Below are 22,079 nucleotides of genomic sequence, written 5' to 3'. Positions count from 1 at the left end.
TATTTTTTTATTTGTTTGTTAATATTAATTCTAATTCTTTTTTCCAGTTTTGATATGCTTTCTCATATTCCTCTTTGTTTTTTAATGGTAAAAAGGTCATCACATGATCGTGGGTTGTAATATCTGAGCCAAATTTTTCAAAGTCTCCATCAGTTAAACCTACTGCTCTGGCTGCTCCTACTGCGCCGGTTGTGTTGTAGATTTCAATTTCATGCCCAATTAAAGTTGCAATGGTATTCGAGAAAATTTCTGAACGAAATAAATTATCATTCCCGGCTCTGATCACATTAATTTTGGCATTGTCATCTTTTAAACATTCCATTCCGTATACGAATGAAAATGCAATTGCTTCCAAAGATGCTCTGTATAAATGAGCATTGGTATGAATATTAAAATTCAGATTTAAAATATGAGAACCGATATTTTTATTGTTAAACATTCTTTCAGCACCATTTCCAAACGGAATTACAACCAATCCTTGTGAACCCACATTTACCTGAGATGCCTTTTCGTTCATTTCTTCATAAGACTCATTTCCGGTATTGTTGCGCATCCATCTGTATTGGATTCCGGCTCCGTTAATGTTCAGCAATTTTCCAACTCTCGGATTTGATTCGGAATAATTTACATGAACGAAGTTGTTTACACGAGTACTTTTGCCCGAATTTGTTTCAGTAACGGCATAAAAAACGCCTGAAGTCCCTCCGGTTGCCGCTACTTCTCCGGGACGCAACACATTCAATGACAATGCATTGTTTGGCTGATCTCCGGCTCTGTAAACAATTGGAATTCCAGCTGGAAGTCCTGATTCCTGAGAACCTTTTTGAGTAACTACACCCTGATTTGTAAAGTTCTCTACAATATTTGGTGTCAGTGACTGATTTATTCCGTAATAATCCAATAGCCAGTCAGCTACCTTATTTTCTTTATAATCCCAAAGCATTCCTTCTGACAAACCATTTTTAGTAGTCGTTACTTCGCCTGTCAATTTCAAAGCGATGTAATCTCCAGGAAGCATATATTTATCAATTTTGCTGTAAATTTCAGGTTCGTTTTCTTTAACCCATTTTAGTTTTGAAGCTGTGAAATTTCCAGGTGAATTCAACAAATGTTCAGCACATTTTTCAGCTCCGATTTCAGCGTAAGCTTTGTTACCAATTTCAACCGCACGGCTGTCACACCAGATAATTGAATTGCGCAACGATTTTCCGTTTTTGTCCACAACAACTAATCCGTGCATTTGATACGAAATACCAATACCCTTAATTTTCGAAGCGTCAACATTAGCTTCTTTAATAGCTCTTTTTGTAGCTGTACAAATGTACTGCCACCACATTTCAGGATCCTGTTCTGCCCAATCCGGCTGCAATGACAAGATTTCCATTTCGTTTTGCGGCTCATTCAGTACAATTACTTTTTTGCCTGTTGCTGCTTCAACCAAGGCAACCTTGACTGAAGAGCTTCCAATATCATATCCGATATAATACATAATTTATAAAGATTCTCTTAATATTAAATTTGTTGGTACATAACATTGCATAACCTCGTCATGCGTAATAAATGCTGCTGCTTTTGTTCCTATTTCCTTAAAATCAGTTGAGACAACCGAAATTCCTTTGTATATAAATTTTTTCATTGGAGTTTCATTGTAAGATAAAAAACCAACATCCTGACCTGGTTCAAGTTCTTTCTCTTTGCATTGTTCTAAAAAGTGTCCCAAAATCCTGTCACTGATACTGATATATGCGATTCCTTTTTCAATATCAAACTTTTTCGGATCTGTGATAATTTCATTTTTAAAATTAAAATCAGTACAAAATTTCTTGAAATTATCTAATGTTTCTTTTGGATGATTCGTATAATCCGGATAAACAAAACAGATACTTTTATACCTTTTAAATAAATCAGTAGCTTCTTTCAATGAACTATAAAATGCTTTTCCAAAATCCTGAAAGACATAATTATTTTCTTTTTTTGAATGTATATTCCAGTCAATTAAAAGCAATTTATCATTTGAAATGGCCGATAAGGTTGATGATACTTCTTTATCATCAAAATTCATTACCACATATTTATAATACTTTCCAACGCTATTATTAATGATGGTTTTAAAAACATCAATGTTATAATGGTGAAATTGTACATCCGTAATAACATTGTCAGGCAAATTATTCACAAATGAGTGATACAAAACCTCTTTATAGGCTTTGAAAGTATCTAATACCAAAAGCACTTTTCTGGTTTCTCCTGAAACATAATATCCCTTATTCGGAACAGAATCAATTGTTTTCTGATCCTTTAAAATTGAATACGCTTTAAAAACAGTATCCCTCGATAACTGATTTTCTTTACAAATAGCATTCACAGACGGAAGCAAATCTCCTTTTTGTAAAATGTTTTCTGAAATCGCATTATTTATTCCGTTTACCAATTGCTGATATTTCGGAATATCACTATCGTGATTAATTACAAATACAAACTTTTGTTGCTCTTCGTTTATCATACTGTTCCGTTCTGTTCTGGTCTGCTAAAGTAGGTATTTGTTTTTTATAAAAAAATATTTTTTCCATGAAATTTGTTATCTTCTAAAAAGATCTCTGCCTTGCATATTTGTTAAAACAGATAAACAAACTGAAATACTATTTAGATTTAATCATTTGAATTGTTTAGCTAAAACTTGAAATTAAGCCCACGTTGTTCTAATTGTTCATAATTCTCTAAATTGAATTTGTAGAACTTAGCAGCTCTGTGTGAAACATCTTCCTCCTTCTCGTCTATATCCAGAACTAAACCCATTTTAAATATTTTTCGTCTAAAATTCGATTTATTCATTTCTATTCCCAAAATTTTTTCATACAGTTGCATAGCCTGTAATAATGTAAATTTTTCAGGCAATAAATTAAATCCAATGGTACTTTGCCAAATACGGCTTCTTAATTCCTTTAAACTATAATCAAGTATCATGCGATGCTTGTCGTTTAAATTTAAAGCTTCATCAATTTTGCACCACTGAACTTCGGATAATTTTAAATCATTTTTCAAATAATGATTGTCACTTTTTACCAACGCAAAACATCCGATTGTAATCTCATCTGATGAGGAGTATTGCGAAATAGGATTAAAAACTTTAAGCTGTTCTGCATAAAATTTTTCAGCACCGACATATTTCCTTAACATCTGATTTGAAGTGCTTTCAATCGTCTCACCCTCAGAAATCAAATGACCTGGCAATCTCCAATTTTCTTTTTCATTCTGATCATTAACCAATAAAACCTTTAATCCACCTTGATCAAAATTAAATATCACACAATCAATACTAATAAAATAATGTCTGGCAGTATTTGTTTTTCTATCCTCATTCGTTTTCATAGAAAATTAAATTAAAGTACCTGCTTTTTTCGATAACAAAAATTTATCTACTTTTCTTTGCCATATGGATCAATCGTATTTATCGAACCATCTTCATTATAAGTGATTTCAGTTACTTTTATAGATCTCAAATGAGTAACACCTTTTGAAAGACTGGAATCATGATAAAAAAGATACCATTTCCCTTCTACTTCACAGATAGAATGGTGCGTGGTCCAGCCAATTACGGGATTCAAAATTCGTCCCTGGTATGTAAATGGCCCATAAGGATTATCACCAATTGCATAACAAATAAAATGCGTATCACCTGTTGAATAGGATAAATAATATTTGCCATTGTATTTATGCATCCATGGACCTTCAAAAAAGCGCTGCTCATTATTACCTGCCAATAAAACTTCACCATTTCTGTCCAGAATCTTAATTTCTCTCGGAGATTCGGCAAATTGCTTCATATCATCATTTAATAAAGCTACTATTGGTCCTAATGCCGGTTCATTTTTGTTAGGCTCTTCGTTTTCTTCAGAGAATTTATTATTTCTGTATTTTTGAAGCTGACCTCCCCAAATACCTCCAAAATAAAGATAAAATTTTCCGTCTTCGTCTTCAAAAACTGCCGGATCAATTGTATAGCTGCCTTTAATTGCTTCCGGTTCCGGAATAAACGGACCTGTTGGTGAATCACTAATAGCAACTCCAATCTGAAAAATTCCGTCAGCACGTTTGGCCGGGAAATACAAATAGTATTTGCCATTTTTGCAGGCAGCATCAGGAGCCCACATTTGTTTTTCTGCCCAGGGAACATCGTTCACATGGAGGGCTACACCATTATCTATTACTGCGGATTCTATATTTTCCATAGAAAACACATGGTAATCTTCCATTCCAAAATGGTCCCCGTTATCGTTGAACGGAATCCCGGCATCGATGTCATGAGATGGATAAATATAAATTTTTCCGTTAAATACGTGTGCTGAAGGATCAGCAGTATACATGTGTTTAACTAAAGGTTGCGATATGGCTATTTTGTTAATTGTTTCAAAATTAATCTGTTCAATGCTATCTTCAGGCATAGTCGTATTTTTGTTTTAATGATAATAATTTATGCTCTTCTTTCTTTTAAATCTGCCTCAATCTGTACTTCCATTTTCTTATCAATTTTATAGAAAAACAATAGCCCTACTCCTATTAAGAAAGGTATTGCAGGAAAAATACTTACCAATAATTTGATACCGTTGATGGCAATATCTGTTTGTTCAGTCGAATTTGGGACATAATCAAAATGCCCTAAAAGTGATGTTGTTAATGCACCGCCAATACTTAATCCTGCTTTTAACCCCACCATCATTGCAGAAAATATAATGGCAGTTGCACGACGATTATTTTTCCACTCTGAATAATCAGCAACATCTGCTATCATTGCCCAAAGGAGCGGAATCGTAATTCCGTAGAAAAACCCGTGAAAAATTTGAGAGAAAAACATCAGACTAACTGAGGTTGGAGAAAAGAAATAAAAAGCAATAATAAATAAGGTGGAAATAAATAAAAACAATCCAAAAACGTTTCTTTTACCATATTTATCAGCGAATCTTTTTGACAATGTAATTCCGACTATCATAAAAATAATACCACCGGCATTAAATAATCCAAATCCTGCAGAAATAGGATCATTACCAAAAGTATTTAATCCTATTGTTGAAAGAAAATCTAAAATAGGTTGTATAAATAAAGCCAGTTCTTGTTTGTTTACATAATTCTCAAAATAATATACATAAGAGCCGCCTTTCATTGCAAGTGTAATAAAAACCAATAAAGTAAGAGTCAGCATAATAATCCATGGCTTATTTTTTACCAAATCGCCTAGATCCTCCTTTACACTTGATTTTTGTTCCGGTTTTGGTACGATCCGCTCTTTGGTAGTAACAAAAGTAATCAGCAGCATAATCGTTCCAATTATTGCTAATACAGTCATTACCTTTTCGATACCAATTGCTTTATCTCCGTTGCCGGCACTTTTAATAATGCCAAGCATAAAGACCTGAACAAAAAACTGAGCAAACATTACAGCAACAAACCGATATGACGACATGCTGTTTCTCTCCGACATATCTCCTGTAATAACACCGCTTAAAGCAGAGTATGGCAAATTATTCGCCGCATACAATAATAACAATAATGAATAGGTTACAACAGCATATATTACTTTTCCCTGATACGAAAAATCAGGTGTTGTAAAAGCTAAAAGTGCAACGACTCCTAAAGGAATTGATGTCCATAAAATCCAGGGACGAAATTTACCCCATTTTGTATTTGTTCTGTCTGCAAGTGCTCCAATAACAGGATTAAAAATAAAAGCAGCAATTAAGCCTACAACAAGCATTATTATGGAGGAGTGTGTTGGAGATAATCCGTATATATCTGTGTAAAAATAAGCCAGATAGGTCATTAATGTTTGAAAAACTAAATTGGCAGCCAAATCACCAAGACTATACCCTATTTTTTCTTTTATGGATAATTTTTGAGAGGATAAATTCATTATTTTACTGTGTGGTTAAATATTGTGGTTAGTTAAGTTTTTAGTTTACTGTATTCTTTAATTTAAATAAATGCTTTTTAATTTTGCGCTAAAATAATAATAAAAACAATCGGTTGTGTAAAATTCTAAAAAAATATAATTCAGGCATCATTGTTTAGCTGATTATATTTTTGTTTGAAATACAATACTATTTTAAAATATTGCAATCGGTTGTGTAAACATATAAAATTGTCATTTATGAAAAAAATTAAAATGACTTTATTTTAAAAATAATATTAAAAATAAGTACAATTATAAATAATGTAAAGTATTAATCAGTTTATTCATAACATTTTAATAACTAATCATCTATTTTATATAAGAATTTAATAAACTAAAAACTGCACTACTATACAACCTTCCAATAGGTAATTGCTTGTTCCCTATCTGAAGGCTATTTGCTTTAAAATTATTTACTTTTTTAATAGCAACTAAAAAAGAGCGGTGTATTCTGCAAAATAACCCTTCAGGAAGCCTCTCTTCCATTTCTGAAATAGACTGATAGGTTTTATAACTATTTGTTTCTGTATAAATCATCAAATAATTTCCCTGTGATTCGAAATAATCGATTTCATCCAAAAAAAATTTTACCATTTTTCGTTCGCATTTCACAAAAATAAAAGGATTTTCGGCTTCTGTCTTTTTTGCAAGCAATACTATTTCATTCAGTTCCCGCGTTTTGCTGAATTTATTTATTGCTTTTACAAAGCGCTCATATGAAATGGGTTTCAAAATATAATCGACCGCTTCCAATTCAAAACCTTCAACAGCATATTCAGTGTAAGCAGTAGTGAATATTACAGCTGTTTCAGGATTAATACTTCGGGCAAACTCTATTCCTGATTTTCCGGGAAGGTTTATATCCAAAAAAATCAGATCAATTTTTTGTGTTTTTAAAATATTTTGTACCCCCGAAACACTGCTGAATTTACCCTTGAGATCTAAAAAATCAAATTTAGCAATATGAAGCTCCAACAATATAGAGGCCGGCAATTCATCTTCGATTATAATACAATTAATGACTGCCATTTTTCATCTTTAGTTTTAAAGAAACAAAAAAACTGGTTGTTTCATTTTTAATGGTCAGAATATGTTCATCAGGATAAAGTAATTCCAGCCTTCTTTTCACATTTGCAATCCCAATTCCGCTGCTTATATTTTCAATTGGAGCAATAAAGTTTTCCGGGAGGCTGTTTTCAATTTTAACCGCTAACCAATCATCTGTTATACTGATTGCAATCGTTATCCAGCCCTGATTATTTTCATCCAGACAATATTTATAACTGTTTTCGATAAACGGAAGAACTAAAAAAGGCTCTATGGAATGATTTTCAATCTCTCCAAAAACACTAAAACTCAATTGAAGGCGATCGTCAAAACGCAGCTGCTGAAGCGTAATATAATTTTTCAGATAATCAATTTCATTCTCCAGAGAGATACTTTTATTATTTACATCATAAATCGAAAACCGAAGCAGATCTGATATTTTAAGAACAATCTCAGCCGAATCATCCGATTTACTTAGAATTTTAGAATACAAACTGTTCAGAACATTAAATAAAAAATGTGGATGAAACTGGTTTCGCAGAGAAGCTAATTCGGCTTGCAATTTCTCTGACAATATAGTCTGAACCTTATTTTTTTCTTCTGCCAAATGATAAAACAATCGAAAAGCAACCGGAATGGTCACTACAAACTGCAATTTACTCACATTATATAAGAACACCGGAGCTGACAAAAGCGGTACAGTCTTCCAGAAAGTCAGGTAATAACGAAGAATAATATAATTATCAATAAGACGCTGTAGAAATGCAAAAAGTAAAATCAGAGTGATATAAGCAATAAAAAAAGCAGCTGTTCTTTTTCTGAATAATAATTGTGGCATCAATAACTCCACTACAATAGTCACAAAACCTATTTTTGGCAGTACACTATACCATTCATTTCGCCAGGCTACAATAAAATCTCCTTCGGGCAATCCTTGAATCAAACTGAATAACAAAATATAACCCAGCCAGTACAAAGCATAGAGCTTAATTATCTGAAATCTGTTTTCAGGATTGTATGTCAATATATCCATTTCTTCTGTTTTGCTTGAATGTAAAAATAGTGCTTTTACTTCAAATCAAAATTGCTGTTTACAATGCAAATCATGCTGTTTAAATAAGTTGCTTTTTTGAACTGTTAAAGAAAAATATCTTTCGCTCATAAAACTAACTTAAAACAACCAAAGATGAAAAAAACACTCTTTTTTTTCCTGATTTTAATGGCTTTAGCGTTCACTGCAAATGCTAAAAATGATGTCTATCCAACAAATTGGTGGACCGGAATGAAAACCAATTCTGTTCAGTTATTAATCCGCAGCACCGAAAATGCTTTTACATCTGATAATGTCCGTATTAATTATCCGGGTATTTCTATTTTAAAAACACATCAGTTTTCAAACAAAAAGTATCTGGCTGTTGATATTCTAATTGCTCCTGAAACCCTTCCGGGCGAAATAATAATAGAAGTCATTCAGCAAGGCAAAAAGCAAAAAATAAACTGGCCCATTTATAAACGAAGAACCGGAAACGGAACTGAGTATGCACAGGGCGTAAATTCAGCTGATTTTATTGACCTGATTATGGTGGATCGTTTCAGTAATGGAGATACAACAAACGACCGTATAAAAGGAATGAGAGACCAGTCTTTGGACAGAAACCAAATGTACGACCGTCATGGTGGCGATTTACAGGGCGTAATTAATAATCTGGACTATTTACAGGGATTGGGTGTTACCGCTCTATGGTTTACTCCTATAATGGAAAATGACATGGTAAACAGAACCGAGCATGGTTACGCCATTACAGATCATTATAAAATTGATGCGCGATATGGCGGTGATGAGGCTTATAAAAAATTAAGCAACAACCTCCACCAGCGTGGTATGAAACTGATTTTTGATGCCGTTTATAACCATTTTGGGCTTTATCATTTTCTGGAACAGGATGCACCGGATAACGACTGGGTACATCGCTGGCCGGAATACACCCAGACCAATTACAGAGAGCAGCCTTTGTTTGATCCTTATGGTGCAAAATCAGATCAGAAGAAAATGAGCAATGGCTGGTTTGACAAAATAATGCCAGATATCAATCAGGACAATCCTTATATGGCTAATTTTCTGATTCAGAATTGTATCTGGCATGTTGAAACCTTTGGTATCGACGGAATTCGTCTTGACACTTACACGTATAATGATTTAAATTTTGCAAATCGTTGTAACGCGGCGATTATGAATGAATTCCCTAAAATCACCATTTTTGGAGAAATCATGGTACACGGAGCCGCAAATCAGGCTTATTTTGAACAGAATACTATCGATACCAGCTTTAAAAGCAACCTTCCATCGGTAGTAGATTTTCAGAGTTTATATTACGGAATCATTCCTGCCCTCACCCAGCCTTTCGGATGGACAGACGGCGTGAATAAATTATACTACACACTCAGTAGTGATTTTTTGAGCAAGAATCCGATGCAAAAAGTATTGCTCCTGGACAATCATGATGAACCAAGATTTTTTTCGATTGTAGGTGAAAATGTTGAAAAACAAAAAATGGGTTTTCAATGGCTGTTGACCTGCCGTGGTATTCCGCAATTGTATTATGGTTCTGAAGTATTAGTCAAAGGATTCAAAGCTCCTGATGGATTGGTACGCTCTGACTTTCCTGGTGGATGGAGTACCGATACCAAAAATGCTTTTACTGGAAAAGGACTGACAGAAGACGAAAAATCAACTCAGGATTTGGTTCGAAAGCTGGCTAATTTCAGAAAAACAGCTTCGGCAATTACAACTGGAAAAATGATGCATTACATTCCGGTAGAAGGTTTATATGTGTATTTCAGGTATGATGAAAAGCAGACGATCATGTGTATCATGAATACAAGTGAAACGGATAAAGAAATTGATTTTCAGAAATATAACGAAATAACAAATGGTTTTAATTCGGCAAAAAATGTAGTTACTGATGAAGTTTTTTCTTCACTAAATAAAACTACGATTCCGGCTATGAAAATGTGGATTTTAGAACTAAATAAATAATCCGGATTTCTTGTAATAAAATTCAATTTCATAAAAAGCCAAAAAATGAAATACCTAAAAAAAGCTTCATTGCTATTATTCATATTTCAGTTAAGTTTTGGTCAGGAGACAGCACCTAAAGTAAATAAGAAGGTTTACATCACAAAATCTTTAGGTGCTTTACCGGCTCCCGCGATAGACGGTATTTTAACCGATGAAAGCTGGAATATTGTAGACTGGACAGGTGATTATATTGAAAACCTTCCTGATGAAAATGCAGCACCTATTGAACCCACAAAGTTCAAAGTTGTGTATGATAAAGAATTCATCTATTTTGGTTTTAGATGTTATGATAAAGATCCGAAAGGCATTATCAAAAGATTATCAAGACGTGATGGCTTTGAAGGCGACTGGATTGAAATTAACATCAGCAGTCATTATGATCAGCTCACGGCTTTTTCATTTGCTGCATCCGTTGCGGGTGTAAAAAGCGATGGTTTCATTTCTGATAACGGAAGAACCTGGGAGGGCAACTGGAATCCAATCTGGTATTTAAAAACAAATATTGATGATGAAGGCTGGACTGCAGAAATTAAAATTCCGCTGAGTCAGTTAAAATTTAGTGATGCCCCTGAGCAAATTTGGGGACTTCAGTCTACACGCCGATATTTCAGGACCGAAGAGCGTTCTGTCTGGCAGCGGATTCCACTTGATGCTCCGGGCTGGGTAAGTGAGTTTGGGGAATTGCATGGACTGAAAGGTTTATCTCCAAAAAGACAAATAGAAATCCAGCCTTTTGTACTTTCTCAATTAGAAACATATCCAAAAGAAGAAGGAAATCCTTTTAAAACCGGAAATGATTTTAAACTCAACGGAGGATTGGATGCGAAGATCGGAATCACCAATGACCTCACATTAAACCTGACCATTAACCCTGATTTTGGTCAGGTCGAAGCTGATCCGGCTGCTATTGTATTAGACGGTTTTCAGGTTTTTTATGATGAAAGAAGGCCATTTTTTGTTGAGAACAGAAATATTTTCAACTACACTTTTGCTGATGATCAAGACAATTTGTTTTATTCCCGCAGGATCGGAAGAAACCCCAACGGCCAGCCTAATCTTCCGGAAGGTGCTTTTATGACTATTCCTGTCAATACAACAATTTTGGGCGCTGCAAAATTTAGCGGAAAAACCAAAAACGGCTGGTCAATAGGAATCCTTGAAAGCGTAACAGGCAAAGAATATGCAAAAATTCAGGAAAATGATCAGACGAGAAAAGTTTTAGTTGACCCCTTAACGAATTATCTGGTGGGCCGTATACAGAAAGATTTTAATAGCCGTAACAGTTACATAGGAGGTATTTTTACAGCGACCAATCGAAATTTAGAAACTGATTTTCTGAATTTTATGCACAAATCGGCTTATACAGCTGGTATCGATTTCAGGCACAACTGGAACAACAGAAAGTATTATTTCAAAGGTAATTTTGTTGCCAGCAAAATTGAAGGGAGTAAAGAAGCCATTACGACAACGCAAAGAAACATGACGCATTTATTTCAGAGAGCAGATGCGGGACACTTAAAGGTTGATACCGAAAGAACATCACTAACAGGAACGGGCGGACAATTTGAAATGGGAAAATCAAGTGTTGGAAACTGGCGTTACAGAGGATATGTTGTTTGGCGGTCACCCGAATTAGAATTAAATGACATTGGCTTTCTAAGACAGGCTGATGAAATCAAACAGTACGCTTTTTTGTCTTACGAAACCTTGAAACCTTTTGGCAGTTTTCGAAAAATAACGACTTATCTGGATCAGACTTCGAACTTTGATTTTGAAGGAAACTATAACAGAATGCAATATATGGTCGGTTCTGACGCCATGTTCAAAAATAACTGGAATCTTATTGTTTCTGCTATCTATAAACCTGTTAACTATTCGAATACGATCCTTCAGGGCGGACCGAGATTTCGTTATTCAGAAGATTTTTTCAAATCGGTTACTATTGTTTCAGACAGCAGAAAAAAATTCAGATATACTATGAACATTTATGACAATAAGGCGAAAAATAATTCGTTTTCCTATTCCGAAATCAATGTTGGACTGACGTATCAGCCTATCAATGCTTTTGCTATTTCTGTAACTCCTGCTCTTTCTTCGAATAAAAACAAGTTACAGTATGTTACCCAATCCAGTTTCGATGTAGATCCGAGATACATTACTGCCAATTTAGATCAGAATACTTTTAGCGCATCCATCCGTCTTGATTACAATATAAATCCGAATTTCACTATCCAGTATTACGGACAGCCTTTTATTTCAAAAGGAAAGTACAATCAATTTAACAAAGTGATTAATCCGCTTACAGAATATTATGGCGACAGGGTAAGTTTATTTAATCAAAATCAAATTGGTTTTAACGAATCTGAAAATCTTTATGAAATAGATGAAGACACAAATGGCGAAATAGATTACAGAATACACAACCCCGATTTTTCATTTGTGCAATTCCGTTCTAATTTGGTGGCACGCTGGGAGTACATTCCGGGTTCAGAAATCTTTTTTGTCTGGTCACAAGGAATCACTTCAAACGGAAATCCAAATGAAAATCTGATGTCTGAACTGAACTCTCAAATTTTAGGCAGAAAACCAGGCAACACATTTTTGATAAAAATGACTTATCGACTTATGTTTTAGAAATTACATTCATATAGCTATTTTACTTGTAATTATATAATCTGAACTTTTAATTGTATAAAAAAAAACGAACTAATGACTTTAAATTTGATAATGTAAAAATTATTAAGTTTAAAGTTTTAGTCATTTAATTACCTCCTGTGATTGGATGCAATCAGAAATTAATGTTATTTATATGTATAAATAAAAGCTTTAAATATTATGTCTTAATTTTTTTATTACTAATACAATAAGCAATTAATAATAAAAATTAACTTATGGATATCTATACACTTTTACAAATTCTATTAGCCACCATTGCAGCAACATCAGCTATGACCTTGTTCAGCTATGCAATTTCTGCAAGTTTTAGAGAATTATATAAAGAACCTGTACTATTAACTTTTCTATTGACGCAACTAAAAATTGATGTTTCAATCAAAACAAAAGCGACTTTAGCCTGGGTTCTGCATTATTTTATCGGATTTATATTTGTACTGATTTACCATTTTTTATGGGCTAATAACATTTTGAAATTATCTATATTGAATGCTATTTTATTAGGAAGCATAAGTGGAATTATCGGAATTACAGGCTGGATGATAATGTTCAAATTAGCTGATTATAAGCCCAACATCGATTTTAAAGGCTATTATATTCAGCTCTTTTTTGCCCATATCATTTTCGGTCTTGTAGCTGCATTATTTTATTACCTCACTTTAACCATCATCTTAATCGCAAAGTCCAATGTCACTATCTAAATACAATCAGAAAAGAGATTTCAGGCAAACTAAAGAGCCCAAGGGTAAAGTTGAAAAGTCGGCAAATGAACTCATTTTTGTCGTACAGAAACATGCTGCCTCTCACCTGCACTATGATTTTCGACTTGAAATGAATGGTGTTCTGAAAAGCTGGGCAGTTCCAAAAGGACCTTCAATGAATCCTGATGATAAGCGTCTTGCGATGATGGTTGAAGATCATCCGTACAGCTATAAAGATTTTGAAGGCACCATCCCTGAAGGAAATTACGGAGCCGGAAATGTGATTGTCTGGGATAACGGAACTTATACTTCTGATGAAGAAACTGCAACTCCTGAAAAAACGCTTTTAGCTGATTTTAAAAAAGGGCGTTTGAGTTTTATTTTAAAAGGAAAGAAACTGAAAGGAGAATTTTCATTGGTCAAACTAAAAGGTAAACAGGAAAATGCCTGGCTGTTGATTAAAAAAACAGATAAATACTCCTCTGATGCTGATATATTAGAAAAAAATAAGTCCGTATTATCAAAAAGAGCACTGGAAGAACTGGAAGAAAAATCGGAGAAAGCTGTTGCCGCGGTTAAAGAAAAAACGACTTCAAAAAAAAAGACTAATCCCGTTGAAAATGCTGTTTTTATTAAACCCATGCTGGCAAACATAAAGGAAAAACCTTTTGATGATCCGAAATGGGTTTTTGAAAAAAAATACGATGGATACCGTACCGTTGCTGTAATAAATCCACCCGATATTGAACTATTCAGTCGCAATGAACTTTCTTTTGACTTGAATTTCAAACCTATTGCTGAAGATTTAAAAAAAATAGACCATACCGCTATTTTAGACGGTGAAGTTGTAGTAGAGGATGAATCCGGAAAAGCAAATTTCCAGCTGCTTCAAAATTACCTTAAAACAGGTTCAGGAACTTTAAAATATTATGTTTTTGATCTTTTGAATTTAGATGGAAATTCAATTACAGAATTATCATTGCTTGAAAGAAAAGAGCTCCTGAAGATTCTCTTTAATAAATATGGTTTTACAAATGTTTTCTATTCTGATCATATAGTCGAAAAAGGACTTGAATTATTTGATCTTGCCATTAAAAATAAAGAAGAAGGTATTGTTGCTAAAAGAGCTGACAGTACTTATGCAGTAGGCAGACGCAGTAACGACTGGCTGAAGATAAAAGCTGCGAATCAGGAAGAAGCAATTATCATTGGAATTACAGAACCTAAAAATTCACGAAAGTATTTCGGAGCCCTATTGTTAGGGCAATACTACGGCAAAAAGTTACAGTTTATTGGAAAATGCGGAACCGGTTTTACCGAAGAAACCCTGAAAGAACTGTACACCAAATTAAAGCCCTATTTTATTGATGATTCTCCCCTTACAGAAAAAACAGGATTACGGGATAAAATACAATGGGTTAAACCAAAATTGGTCTGTCAGGTTAAATATTCTGAATGGACACAGGACAAGCATCTCAGACATCCAGTTTACCTCGGTTTGAGAATAGACAAAAAAGCAAACGAGGTTTTCACACCTTCTATCATAAAGAAATCAGAGTTCTTAAAAACAGAAAAAATGAGCGAAACTAAAGAAGCAAAAGCAAAGGAAGCAAAGGGAACTAAGAAAGCAGAAAATGATTATGATTTGAAAATTGGTAAAACAGTACTCCATTTAACAAATCAAAATAAAATATATTTTCCCAATGATGGAATCACCAAAGGTGAAATCGTCCAATATTACAATGAAGTCTCAGAGCTTATTCTGCCCTATCTTAAAAATCGTCCTGAATCGATGAACCGATATCCAAACGGAATAGATGCACCGAGTTTTTACCAGAAAGATGTTGATGTTGAGAAAACTCCTTCATGGCTAAAAACCAAAAAGATATTCTCTGAATCTAACAATGAATATATTAACTATCTTGTTTGCAACAACAAAGAAACGCTTATTTACATGGCTAATTTAGGTTGTATCGAAATCAATCCGTGGAATTCTACCATACAAAATATTGAAAATCCAGACTGGCTGGTAATTGATATTGATCCTGACAAACAGGATTTTTCTGTTGTTGTTGAAACGGCTTTAGTAGTAAAAGATATTATGGATGAACTGGAGACGGAATGTTATTGCAAAACTTCAGGAGCTTCGGGACTTCATGTTTACATTCCGCTTGGCGGGCAGTATGATTATGATTCAGTTAAAATTTTAGCTGAATTGATAGCAAAAGAAGTACAATCAAGACTTCCGGAAACGACTTCTTTAGAACGCAGTATCAAAAAAAGGGATCATAAAATTTATATCGATTATTTGCAAAACAGAATAGGTCAGACTTTAGCCGCGCCTTATTCTGTAAGACCCAAACCAGGTGCTACGGTTTCTACACCATTAGAATGGAGTGAGGTAAACAGCAAACTACATCCTTCACAATTTACGATTAAAAACGTATTGAAACGATTCGAGAAAAAAGGTGATTTATGGACTCCTGTTTTATCAAAAGGAGCCAACATTAAAAAGATCCTGAAAAAATTTGAAGACCAAAAAGATTAAGAAGATTTTTTCTTTTTGGTCTCTAAACTTGCTTTGAGCATATCGATCAAGCTATCACTTTGCTTGTGAACCACTTTGAGTTTTGCAGGTTTTTTGGGTGCTTTTCCTTTGGCTTTCTTCTTAATGATATCCAAAAGTTTAGCTGTGTATTCATCTTTAAAATCACTGATATCAAATTTTTCAGTCAGCTGTTCAATCAATTTATTGGCCATATCAATTTCTTTGGTCTTAGCCTTAGAAACGGGAGGAAGTTTTAATTCATCCGCAGTACGAATTTCCTGTTCAAAACGGATTCTGTTTAAGACAATAACATTTTTATAAGGTTTTAAAATGGCAAGTCCTTCCTTATTTCGCATCACAAAACTTGTAATGCCAACTTTCCCTGAAGCTGCAAGTGCATCACGAAGCAAAGCATAAGCATTCATTGCGCCTTTGTCGGGTTCCAGATAATAGGGCTGTTCATAATAAATGCTCGCAATTTCTTTTTCCTCAACAAAACTCTGAATATCGATGGTTTTTGTTTTTATAGCATCTGCAGCTTCAAAATCTGAATCCTCAAGAATTACATATTTATCCTCAATTTTGTAGCCTTTAACAATATTTGAAAAATCAATTTCTTTACCTGTATTTTCATTTACACGTTTGAATTTGATATTGGCATGATCTTTTTTATCCAGCATATCCATATCAAGGCTGCTTTCCTGTACCGCAGAAAATAGTTTAACCGGAATATTTATCAAACCAAAACTGATTGAACCTGTCCATATTGATCTCATAATACATGATTTAAAAAATGTTTGTCAGGAAATCAAATATTTCCTTCTACCCAATTCAGTGCTTTGTTGAATTCAGCTTTTTTGAAACCACGAAATTCTCCGGGAACAATATAACTGAAACCATTTGTAAATGAAATTATTTCTTCTGTATCTGTAATAATTGCGGCCCTGTTCCATTTTCCCAGATGTTTCAGTCCGATCAGTGCATCCTGAAGCCATGCACCTGCCGTAAAGTTTCCGATATCAGTATCCAATACCAGTAAAAAATTAATTTCGTTGATTCTTTTTACCAAATTATCTATGGCAGGAACAACAGCTGCCTGAAAATCATCTTTTGTTACTTCTGCAAGTGCTCTGAAAGCAACTACATTGTCTGCTGTGTCAATTATATGTATCATTGTTTGTTAGTTTTAATTCACTCAAAATTAAAACACTCTTAATGAATTGGTTTATATGATATTTGCAAAGTCTTACAGAATATCTATATTAAGAAAATACTGTGTTTTAGAATGAAATAACTACATAATTATAGAAATATTTTTTTGTTAAGTTTTAAATTATTCATTTGTAAATTGTACTAAAGTGTTTTAAAAAAATTACTTTTGAAATCCCAAATTCATATTTAAATTATGTTCCAAAAAAGAAGTTTTATCCATCTTTTCGCTGCGTTAATTGTTTTGATTTATGCTCCGAATGTTAGTTCACAAACCACGTCTCCTAAAAAGGAAAGTCGTTCGAAATTATTTGAAGAAACTACCACAGACAGTGATTATTTAATGGCTATTGAAAAAGCCGGTGAAGTAATGGAATCCGCCTATAACGATTCCGATTTTGACAGTGCTTCGCACCATTTGTTTGGTGAAATCAAGAGAACACAAAGCAAACTCAATCTTATTCTGACCAGTCTGAAAGGTGCAAATCCAAATGTACGCAATCAGCAAATGTATCATACGGTCCTGAAAGAAATCGAGCAGGATTTAGAAGAACAAAATACGGCTATCAATTTACGGAATCAAAATCTGGAAAAAATTAAAAACCGTTTTATAGAGCTCCGAAAAGACAAAACTTTAATGGCGCTTATAAAAGATACAATTCGAAGAAAACAATTTAAAAGAGAATTTGCCAATCTGAGAAAAAAATACCTCAGTACAGATAGTCTGATGACTAAAAATCAGGGGATTTTAAACAATAAAAAAAGAATTACGGTACAGCGAAAAATTGCGGTTTCCAATGCTTTGATTGCTGTTGAAAATAATCTGGAAAAATCAGGAATCAGTATGTTTCATAAAGAACAGCCTTTTTTATGGAATATTACAGAAACAGTTCCCAGAAAAGCAGTACAAAATATCGGATCAAAAATAGTTATTGAAGAAAGTGTAGCAGAATATTATTTAAGCTATCGTACTGCAGGACTGCTGACTTTAGTGTTCTTTATGGGAATTTTAGCCTGGTATATTTCACGAAATTTAAAGTACCTCAAAACAAATGGATACGCTGAAAATCTTTCGTTATTTAATTTTAAATATTTAAACAGAGGCATTTTGGTTCCGGTTGCCGTAGTCGGACTTAGTATTGCCGTTGTCAGCAATTTATATGCCCCTGCATTATTTTTAGAGCTGTTGCAATTGCTTTTACTAGGAATTCTGACGTTGCTTTTCAAAAATCAATGGTCCGGAAAATCAATGCGAAACTGGCTCTTGTTATTAGGTTTATTCATGATACTTTGCTTTCTGGATTTATTTATAGAAGTTGGATTATTACAGCGTTGTGCCTTTATCATCATCAATATTTTGGGAATCCGTTACGGTCTCGTACAAATCAAAAGTTTAAAGGATCAGCTATATATAAAAGCTTTCTTTAAATGGGCCAGTATACTTTTTATCGGATTAAATGGATTGTCGATACTGTATAATCTTTTCGGACGGGTTTCTCTTTCAAATATGCTCAGCCTGACTGCTTTTATTTCGCTTACACAGATTGTCGCTCTGAGTGTACTTTTGAAAATCATTTTAGAAATCATTCTTTTACAAATCTATACAACCAGAGTGAAACGTGGAATCGAAAAGATTTTCGACCATGAAAGTTTATCCGATACTTTAAAAAAACCATTCATAATTCTGATGAGTTATATGTGGATTATAGTTATTGCTTCTAATTTAAATATTTGGGAATCGCTTCGTTCGTCGTTAGCATCGCTTCTCACCCATCCTAATACTATCGGAAGCATTACTTTTACTTTAGGAAATATTGTGCTGTTTTTTATTATCATCTGGGTTGCCCATTTGCTTCAAAAATATGTAGCTTACTTTTTTGGTGAAATTGAAGATGAAAACGAAGAAAATGTCAATAAAAGACAACATTCAAAATTACTGATCACCAGACTTCTTGTATTAATTGCCGGTTATTTACTGGCAGTTGCAGCATCCGGAATGCCTTTGGATAAATTGAGTATTCTGTTAGGGGCTTTAGGAGTGGGAGTTGGACTTGGACTCCAGAATGTGGTAAATAATTTTGTGTCGGGTATTATTCTAATTTTTGATAAACCGATTCAGGTAGGAGATGTTATTGAAATAAGTTCTGAGTCTGGACGGGTAAAAGCGATGGGATTACGAACTACAAAAATCAATGCTCCAAACGGCGCTGAAATTATTATTCCGAACGGAAATTTATTATCGCAAAACATTACCAACTGGACGTATACCGACAACTTTAAACTTGTAGAAATTTCAATAGAAATCAGCGGCGACACTACTCCTGATGCTATTAATGGAATCATAATTCACGCCTTGGAAAGTGTAACTTTAATCAATATGGATAAAACGCCTCAAATTTATTACAGCGCCATTTCTGACGGAAAATATGTAGTGCTTGTAAAATTCTGGTGCAGTATTTATCGTACAGAAGAAAGCATCAGCAGCGCACGTCAGGTTTTATTCAGTACTTTTAAAGCTAAAGGATTGACTTTTTCAACTTAGCCCATAACTAAGACTATAAACTAAAAACGCCTCCAATTGGAGGCGTTTCTGTTCAATAAATTTAATTAATGTTTACCATTCCCATGAGAATGGTTGTGATCCTTTTTAGAATTTCCTTTCCCTTTACCATTTCCATTGTCATGTCCATTCGACTTTTGTTTTCCTTGAGATTTATAATTTTTATCCGGTTTTGGTCCTCTGTTTTTTTGAGGTTGTCCAACATACCCCTTTGGATAGGCTGCTCTGTGTTTTGAATGGTAACTATAAGGTTTATTGCCTCTGTAATCCTTTAAAACAACTTTGTAACCTGAATAGAAATCATAATTTCTGTATCTTGCCGGCACTCTTCTTTCACGTATCCATACGCCATTATTAAGATAGATATACTGGCTGTCTGTTACATCATAGTAGATGTCAATATCCGGTAAATAATAATATCTGCTGTCATCATATCCTACAGGTCCCCAGTTTGGAGGTGTACCTATATTCACATTTACCGAAACCTGCGAATGTGCTAATGCGCTCATAAAAAACACAATAGCTAATACTAACTTTTTCATCTTTTTTGTTTTTAAATATTAATTTCATAAGAGATTAATCTAAATTAGTGCCAATATTCGAATTTATCCGCTTCATTATACGAAACAATCAAAAAAATCGACGAACACCACTTTTCAGCCGATATACATAACCAACACTTTTTTAAGAAGCTAATCCCGCTATTCGCTTCAATCTTTTGTGCCGAACACCGTCACAAAAGGATTTTCGCTTCTATCGGGGCTAGGGCAGTTATTTTCATTAGAATATTTATCTGGAGAGTAACAGATTCAACAAAGATACACAGATTACTAAATAAAAAAGCGCCCCAAATGCTGAGGCGCTATTCATTTTAACAATTTCAATTAAACATAATGATCTGAAATTTTATTTCCAGCCACCACCCAAAGCACGATACAAATCAACAACTGCTTGTAATTTTTGTAAATTATCATTGATACCACTCAATTGAGCAGCTAATAAATTCTGTTCTGACGTCAATACGTCTGTATAATTGGTAGCCGAACTGTACTCTAAAAGCTGCTGAGTAAAATCAACTGCCTTCACCAAAGATTCGATTTGTTTTTCTCTTGATTCTTGTTTTTCAACTGCCATCTGATAGGCATATAAAGCATTCGACACCTCCTGACCTGCTGTTAAAAGGCTTTGCTGAAAATTATTATAAGCCTGTAATTGCTGGGACTGAGCTGTTGTCAGTCTCATTTTATTAAGTCCCTGATTAAAAATTGGCTGAGTCAAACCGCCAATTATGGAATAAAAAACTGAATTGGTAAAAAAGTCCTTCAATTCCAAATTCGAAAATCCGCCACTTGCTGTTAATGTCAAACTCGGATAAAAATAAGTTTTAGCCATATTGGTCGTTTCAAAAGCGTTTCTGAAATTAAATTCTGCCTGACGGACATCAGGACGATTTTGAAGCAATTGTGATGGCAAACCCAGTGCTAAATTTTCAGGAATGGACTGATTTTCTAAAGTTCCTCTTTCAATTGGTCCCGGCGCCTGGCCAAGTAAAATATTAAGTGTATTTTCGGTTTCACGAATACTTTGTTTTAAATCCGGAATCAAAACTTCTGCTGCATGCTGATTGGCTTCACTTTGTACAACAGCTGCACCTGTAACGATAGCACCTTCTTTTAAAGCTTTGATTGTTTCAACATTTTTGATACGGCTTTCTAAAGTTTCCTGCGTAATAACCAATTGCTTATCATAAGCCAGTAATAAAAAATAGTTATTGGCAATATCAGCGATCAGTTGTGTCTGAACTGCTTGTTTGGCTGCATCTGTAGCTAAATAAGTCGCTAAAGCCGCTCTTTTAGAACTGCTTAATTTTCCCCAGATATCAGCTTCCCAGGAAGTACTTAGACCTAATTTATAAGTCGTCGTTAGCGTATTGATATTGATCCCGGCCGGAAAATTCAGTCCTGCTTCTGATTGTTTATTGTGAGTTGCATTTGCATCCAGATTTAATGTTGGATAATATGCTAATTTACTTTGACGTAATGAAGCACGAGCCTGAACAATATTTTCAATAGCATTTTTCAGGTTCAGGTTCTGATCCAATCCTTTTTGAATTAAGGCGTTTAGTTTTTCGTCCTTAAAAACACTTTGCCAGGGCATATTGGCAATTGTAGTAGAATCGGCGGAAGCCTGATCACGATACAATTGATCCGTTTTTAAAGTTGTGGGGCGTTCGTACTTTTTGGTAATGGAGCACGCACTCAAAAGCGCCGCTGCCAATACCAGTAAAATATATTTATTTGAACTATGATTCATTTCTT

16 protein-coding genes are annotated in these 22,079 nt (G+C 34.2%); 5 read left to right on the top strand and 11 right to left on the bottom strand.

What is annotated here, in order from left to right; all coding sequences use genetic code 11:
* Positions 1-7: 7 nt before the first annotated feature.
* The 7 genes from DMB68_RS05810 to DMB68_RS05780 all read right to left on the bottom strand — a co-directional run bounded on the left by DMB68_RS05810 (position 8) and on the right by DMB68_RS05780 (position 8,024).
* Positions 8-1,489 (bottom strand): xylulokinase, encoded by a 1,482-nt coding sequence (locus DMB68_RS05810; protein WP_110345684.1) that lies wholly within the window; start codon positions 1,487-1,489, stop codon positions 8-10.
* Between the two features lie 3 nt (positions 1,490-1,492).
* Positions 1,493-2,503 carry a GntR family transcriptional regulator gene (locus tag DMB68_RS05805; RefSeq protein ID WP_196783682.1) on the bottom strand — a complete coding sequence of 337 codons (1,011 nt, stop codon included), beginning with the start codon at positions 2,501-2,503 and terminating at the stop codon, positions 1,493-1,495.
* Between the two features lie 167 nt (positions 2,504-2,670).
* Positions 2,671-3,369: an NUDIX hydrolase gene (locus tag DMB68_RS05800; protein ID WP_110345683.1), complete on the bottom strand. Its 699-nt coding sequence runs from the start codon at positions 3,367-3,369 to the stop codon at positions 2,671-2,673.
* Between the two features lie 47 nt (positions 3,370-3,416).
* Entirely contained in the window at positions 3,417-4,442 is a 1,026-nt protein-coding gene (locus DMB68_RS05795) for a glycoside hydrolase family 43 protein (protein WP_110345682.1), read from the bottom strand.
* Between the two features lie 29 nt (positions 4,443-4,471).
* Positions 4,472-5,905: an MFS transporter gene (locus tag DMB68_RS05790; RefSeq protein WP_110345681.1), complete on the bottom strand. Its 1,434-nt coding sequence runs from the start codon at positions 5,903-5,905 to the stop codon at positions 4,472-4,474.
* A 348-nt stretch (positions 5,906-6,253) separates the two neighbouring features.
* The gene (locus DMB68_RS05785; protein WP_110345680.1) at positions 6,254-6,973 is read right to left on the bottom strand and encodes a LytR/AlgR family response regulator transcription factor; all 720 of its coding nucleotides are present in this window, start codon (positions 6,971-6,973) and stop codon (positions 6,254-6,256) included.
* Positions 6,960-8,024 carry a sensor histidine kinase gene (locus DMB68_RS05780; RefSeq protein ID WP_110345679.1) on the bottom strand — a complete coding sequence of 355 codons (1,065 nt, stop codon included), beginning with the start codon at positions 8,022-8,024 and terminating at the stop codon, positions 6,960-6,962. The genes DMB68_RS05785 and DMB68_RS05780 overlap by 14 nt, the downstream gene beginning before the upstream one ends.
* A 153-nt stretch (positions 8,025-8,177) precedes the next feature.
* On the opposite strand from DMB68_RS05780, the gene DMB68_RS05775 reads away from it, so the two are divergent.
* The 4 genes from DMB68_RS05775 to ligD all read left to right on the top strand — a co-directional run bounded on the left by DMB68_RS05775 (position 8,178) and on the right by ligD (position 15,992).
* Entirely contained in the window at positions 8,178-10,028 is a 1,851-nt protein-coding gene (locus DMB68_RS05775) for an alpha-amylase family glycosyl hydrolase (RefSeq protein WP_110345678.1), read from the top strand.
* A gap of 45 nt (positions 10,029-10,073) precedes the next feature.
* On the top strand, positions 10,074-12,704 hold the full coding sequence (locus DMB68_RS05770) for a DUF5916 domain-containing protein (RefSeq protein ID WP_110345677.1): 2,631 nt from the start codon (positions 10,074-10,076) through the stop codon (positions 12,702-12,704).
* A gap of 257 nt (positions 12,705-12,961) precedes the next feature.
* On the top strand, positions 12,962-13,444 hold the full coding sequence (locus tag DMB68_RS05765; protein ID WP_110345676.1) for a hypothetical protein: 483 nt from the start codon (positions 12,962-12,964) through the stop codon (positions 13,442-13,444).
* A complete protein-coding gene (ligD, locus tag DMB68_RS05760) occupies positions 13,431-15,992 on the top strand; it encodes a DNA ligase D (protein ID WP_110345675.1) in 2,562 nt (853 codons plus the stop codon). Before DMB68_RS05765 ends, ligD begins: the two co-directional genes overlap by 14 nt.
* Here the strand turns inward: ligD and ku are convergent.
* Together ku and DMB68_RS05750 are read right to left on the bottom strand one after the other, a co-directional pair.
* Positions 15,989-16,768, bottom strand: a complete 780-nt coding sequence (gene ku / locus DMB68_RS05755) for a non-homologous end joining protein Ku (protein ID WP_110345674.1) — start codon at positions 16,766-16,768, stop codon at positions 15,989-15,991. The two genes, ligD and ku, sit on opposite strands and share 4 nt — an antisense overlap.
* A 32-nt stretch (positions 16,769-16,800) precedes the next feature.
* Positions 16,801-17,166: a SpoIIAA family protein gene (locus tag DMB68_RS05750; protein ID WP_110345673.1), complete on the bottom strand. Its 366-nt coding sequence runs from the start codon at positions 17,164-17,166 to the stop codon at positions 16,801-16,803.
* A 231-nt stretch (positions 17,167-17,397) separates the two neighbouring features.
* Here DMB68_RS05750 and DMB68_RS05745 point away from each other — a divergent pair, with 231 nt between their 5' ends.
* Complete coding sequence (locus tag DMB68_RS05745) at positions 17,398-19,743, top strand: mechanosensitive ion channel family protein (protein ID WP_110345672.1); 2,346 nt, start codon at positions 17,398-17,400, stop codon at positions 19,741-19,743.
* Between the two features lie 65 nt (positions 19,744-19,808).
* Here DMB68_RS05745 and DMB68_RS05740 read toward each other — a convergent pair whose 3' ends face one another.
* Together DMB68_RS05740 and DMB68_RS05735 are read right to left on the bottom strand one after the other, a co-directional pair.
* Complete coding sequence (locus DMB68_RS05740) at positions 19,809-20,303, bottom strand: hypothetical protein (protein WP_110345671.1); 495 nt, start codon at positions 20,301-20,303, stop codon at positions 19,809-19,811.
* A 364-nt stretch (positions 20,304-20,667) separates the two neighbouring features.
* A complete protein-coding gene (locus DMB68_RS05735; protein WP_110345670.1) occupies positions 20,668-22,074 on the bottom strand; it encodes an efflux transporter outer membrane subunit in 1,407 nt (468 codons plus the stop codon).
* Positions 22,075-22,079 lie beyond the last annotated feature (5 nt).

Origin of the sequence: Flavobacterium hydrophilum (assembly GCF_003202405.1) — a bacterium.
Classification (GTDB): domain Bacteria; phylum Bacteroidota; class Bacteroidia; order Flavobacteriales; family Flavobacteriaceae; genus Flavobacterium; species Flavobacterium hydrophilum.
The sequence above is the reverse complement of the archived record's forward strand: the minus strand, read 5'-3'. Positions and strand labels throughout refer to the sequence as shown.